Source organism: Pseudomonas sp. (assembly GCF_041601375.1).
In the GTDB taxonomy this organism is placed as follows: domain Bacteria; phylum Pseudomonadota; class Gammaproteobacteria; order Pseudomonadales; family Pseudomonadaceae; genus Aquipseudomonas.
In genome coordinates this window covers 1-2,675 of the sequence record NZ_JBFIIG010000291.1, presented here as the reverse complement: position 1 = coordinate 2,675, position 2,675 = coordinate 1, and the positions used below count along the sequence as shown (strand labels likewise).

At 64.8% G+C, this 2,675-nt stretch carries 4 protein-coding genes and 1 pseudogene; 4 read left to right on the top strand and 1 reads right to left on the bottom strand.

Annotated elements, in window-relative coordinates; all coding sequences use genetic code 11:
- From ABZE94_RS21180 to ABZE94_RS21165, 4 genes are all read left to right on the top strand, one after another.
- A partial coding sequence (locus ABZE94_RS21180) for a BCCT family transporter (protein WP_372878163.1) occupies window positions 1–587 on the top strand: 587 nt, incomplete at its 5' end.
- Window positions 588–918: 331 nt separating this feature from the next.
- Window positions 919–1,059, top strand: coding sequence for a hypothetical protein (locus ABZE94_RS21175; protein WP_372878161.1), 141 nt, complete (start codon window positions 919–921; stop codon window positions 1,057–1,059).
- Window positions 1,060–1,155: 96 nt separating this feature from the next.
- A complete protein-coding gene (locus tag ABZE94_RS21170; protein ID WP_372878159.1) occupies window positions 1,156–1,722 on the top strand; it encodes a hypothetical protein in 567 nt (188 codons plus the stop codon).
- A 137-nt stretch (window positions 1,723–1,859) separates the two neighbouring features.
- On the top strand, window positions 1,860–2,081 hold the full coding sequence (locus ABZE94_RS21165) for a VF530 family DNA-binding protein (RefSeq protein WP_372878157.1): 222 nt from the start codon (window positions 1,860–1,862) through the stop codon (window positions 2,079–2,081).
- 273 nt (window positions 2,082–2,354) lie between these two features.
- Here the strand turns inward: ABZE94_RS21165 and ABZE94_RS21160 are convergent.
- A pseudogene (locus ABZE94_RS21160) lies at window positions 2,355–2,675 on the bottom strand (glycosyl transferase family 51); the annotation flags it as partial.

Sequence of the window (2,675 nt, the reverse complement as noted above, 5' to 3'; positions counted from 1 at the left end):
CGGACCAGGACTGGTTCCAGGGCTGGACCGTGTTCTATTGGGCCTGGTGGTGCACCTGGGGTCCGCTGGTCGGGGTGTTCGTCGCCCGCGTCTCCCGGGGCCGCACGCTGCGGCAGATGGTCGGCGTGGTAATGGTGGTGTCGACCATAGTGGCGATCTTCTGGTTCAGCGCCTTCGGTGGCGGCGCCATAGCCCAGGTCATCGACGGCAGTGGCGCGCTGGCAGCCGGTCTGACGGACGTCAACATGGCGATCTTCCAGTTCCTCGAAATGCTGCCGCTGGCGGCCGTCACTTCGGTGCTGGTGGTGGTCCTGCTGGTCATCTTCATGGTCACCTCCATGGACTCCGGTGCCCTGGTGGTCGACAACCTGGCGGCGGGAGGCGACCCGGGTACCTCGCCGGTGCAGCGCGTGCTCTGGCTGGTGATGATTGCCCTGGTGACCATCACCTTGTTCGTGATTGGCGGTGATACGGCGCTCAAAGGCATTCAGGCCGGGGCCGTGGCCATGGGCCTGCCGTTCATGGTGCTGATGCTGTTCCTGATGATCGGCTTTCTCAAGGCGCTGAGCCAGGAACCGCGCGGCTGACCTTCGGTCTCGCCGACGAGGCAGGCGCCTCGCCTGCCTCTGTCGTTGGCTGAGCTACTTGCGCCAGATCTGGCGCGAATGGATCGGCGGAGGACGTGGATGGAATGCTTTTGGGTTGCCCAGTGACCCTATGGTCAGCCGCCAAATAATCATCCGTTCGCCAAGTCTTGGCGTGGCGTGCGGATGCACTTGGCAAACGTATGGATAGTGATGTTCCCCGCTCGGGGTGGTGAACCGTGTGCAAGCTCGAGCGCTGTTTAGGGGAGGCGGAAACAAACGCTGTAGTGAGGCGATTAATGATTAAAACTCATTGATTGTTGGTGTGGGAATCATGTGTCAGAAGTGCGCCGCCTTGCCGATCGCGGTGATCCTGGCGCTGATGGCCATGGCCCTGCATCGCGCCCTGCTGAGCGAACCTGCAGCCAGCCTGCAATTGACCAGCGCTGACGACCCGCGCGCCTCGGCCAGCTGAGCCTTGCGCGTGGGGTGAAACAAGGGCCTGCCTCTTTCTCGGAGACGGGATTTTTTATCACGGCTGCCCAGGTTGCGACTGGGCTGGAGATTGTGCATGAGCATCGCTAGTTACACCCTGGAGCGCTTTATCGGAGATCTGCGGCGCATCGTCGCGACCGCCGCCGCCGACGAGGCCAGCCTGCTGGCACAAGTCGCACCGCTGGCCAGGCGGGTCGTCGCCGAACGCGGCTGGCTGCGGGCGGACATGTACAGCGCCGATCCGCAGCTGGGCTTTGGCACCAGTCTGCTGCACGTCGAGGCCGATCAGTCGCTGTTCGTGGTGGTCGACAGCTGGCTGCCCGGACGCGGCGTGCCGCCCCATGATCACGACACCTGGGCGGTGGTGGTGGGCGTCGACGGCAGTGAGCGCAATATCTTCTGGCAGCGCCTGGACGATGCCACGCGCCCCGGTTATGCCGAGCTGCGGCGCATGGACGAGCAGTGCATTGCGCCCGGGCAGGTGCTGGCGATGCCCAGCGGCAGCATCCACAGCGTGGTCAATGAAACCCCGCACACCAGCCTGTCGTTTCACGTCTACGGCCGCCATCTCAACCATACCGCCCGTCGCCAGTTCGACCCGGCACAGAACCTCGAACTGCCGTTCATCATCGACGCTCGTTGAGGCTGGCCGGGGACGCAGAGCCGGGGGCGGCGTTTTTGCGCTGGAGCTGGCCGGGGAGTCAGGTCAGAATGTGTCCCTTCGCGCGCTCCGAACCTGTCAGCCGGTGCGCCTCGCCACGCTGTCGACACAGGTTCCGCATGACTCAATCGCCGAAAGACCCGCTGCATGGCGTCACCCTGGAAGCCATCCTCAACGACCTGGTGGCCAAGTTGGGCTGGGACGGCCTGGCGGCGCGCATCGATATCCGCTGCTTCAAGAGCGACCCGAGCATCAAGTCCAGCCTGACCTTCCTGCGCAAGACCCCCTGGGCGCGGGAGAAGGTCGAGGCGCTGTATATCCGCCTGCAGCAGAAGGCCTGACCCGCGCCTGGGCTTGTCCGTATATGGACAGCACGCCTCCCGTAGGAGCGGTCCATGGCCGCGAAGGGCCGCAACCTGCCAAATATTCGCGGCTAAAGCCGCTCCCACAAGAGCACCGCGACCCCTGTAGGAGGGGCGCTTAGATCCGTAACCCGGATGCAATCCGGGGAGGGCCGTATGGCCCTGCCGTATCCCGGATTGCGCTTGGGTTTGTCCGGGCTACGGGATCCGGGAGGGATGGCTCTTGCAGCCCTTGCAGATTACGCCCGATGGCTACTGCCAGCTGGCCTGCACCGGTGTCAGTGGGGCGACGCATTGGCTGTAGCTACCCGGCTGCAGATAGGGTGCGAGGATCGGCGCCATGCCTTTGAGTACCTGCACCGGCAGCGCCGAGGTGAAGGTGAATTTCTCGGCGGCGCTACCGGGGACGAAGGCGGTGAGGGTGCCGTAATGGCGCGGGCCGATGAAGAAGACGAAGGTGGCGGTGCGGTTAATCGTCCGTGAGCTGAGTACGCGGCCGCCCCGGCCGACGGTTTCGACCCGGTTGTCGCCGGTGCCGGTCTTGCCGCCGAGGGTCAGCAGGCGACCGTCGGG

Bases quoted from the DNA above. Each gene is read 5' to 3' on its own strand.
- ABZE94_RS21175 (WP_372878161.1), top strand. From the start codon at position 919: ATGTGTCAGAAGTGCGCCGCCTTGCCGATCGCGGTGATCCTGGCGCTG.
- ABZE94_RS21170 (WP_372878159.1), top strand. From the start codon at position 1,156: ATGAGCATCGCTAGTTACACCCTGGAGCGCTTTATCGGAGATCTGCGG.
- ABZE94_RS21165 (WP_372878157.1), top strand. From the start codon at position 1,860: ATGACTCAATCGCCGAAAGACCCGCTGCATGGCGTCACCCTGGAAGCC.